Below are 1,057 nucleotides of genomic sequence, written 5' to 3' on the forward strand. Positions count from 1 at the left end.
TCCGTTCGTTTTCACTTCATTGAAAGTCACTACAGGAGTTGCATCACAATTATCGGTAGCCGTTAGAGTGGCTGCAGCAGGAACTGCAGAACATTCTGCGGTTACATCGGCAGGAGCTTGGCTCAATACCGGAGCAGTTTTATCCTGAATTTTTATTGTTTGACTTACTGTTGCGCTATGATTACCACTGGTATCAGTAGCATCCCAGGTAATTGTTCTGCTGTATGTGCTTAAACAACTACCAGGTGTTGTTATATCTGATACAACATTGATAGTTGCAGTTCCGCAAGTATCAGTTGCTGTTGGAGCTGTGAATATTGGACTTGCTGGACAATCGATGGTTACATTGGCACCAGCGGCACTGATTTCAGGTACAGTAATGTCAGTAATAGTTATTATAATATTTGCTGTATCACAATTATTTGGATTAACAACTTCACAAATTTTATATACTAAAGTATATTGTCCAACAGAAATTCCATTGACTATAATATCTCCGGTAGTTGTGTTTAATGAAAGATTTGGATTTCCGCCAGATTGTAAAGTTATAGTAACGTTACTCGCATTAAATCCAAATCCGTTTAAAGTATCATTAGTTAAAATATTACCAAGAGTGCCATTTGTAGAACATGTTGAATTATAAGTATTATCAACTGCATCAATAATCGGCGCAGTTACGGTTATAGTAACGGTAGCTTGGTCGCAGTTAGTTGGATTAAGGATTTCGCAGATTTTGTATACCAAAGAGTAAGTTCCTGCAGGTATACCTGAAGCAACTACTACATCGGTACCAGAAAGTGTTATACCTAAATTAGTCGCAGACACAAAAGTCGTATTGACTTTAGAAGAAACTACAGCCACTCCATTGAGCATATCATTCGACAAAACATTGGTAAATGTTCCGCCTGTGTATCCATTTATAGAAGCGGTATTATCAACTGCATCAATAATCGGCGCAGTTACGGTTATAGTAACGGTAGCTTGGTCGCAGTTAGTTGGATTAAGGATTTCGCAGATTTTGTATACCAAAGAGTAAGTTCCTGCAGGTATACCTGAA

Annotated in this window: 1 protein-coding gene; it reads right to left on the minus strand. The window is 38.2% G+C overall.

Translation table 11 applies throughout. The annotated features are described in order from the left end of the window. Positions 1 to 1,057, minus strand: a 1,057-nt coding sequence (locus tag ACM55M_RS17395) for an HYR domain-containing protein (protein ID WP_416858938.1), incomplete at both ends; no start/stop codon positions are given.

The sequence above is a fragment of the Flavobacterium galactosi genome (assembly GCF_048158585.1).
In the GTDB taxonomy this organism is placed as follows: domain Bacteria; phylum Bacteroidota; class Bacteroidia; order Flavobacteriales; family Flavobacteriaceae; genus Flavobacterium; species Flavobacterium galactosi.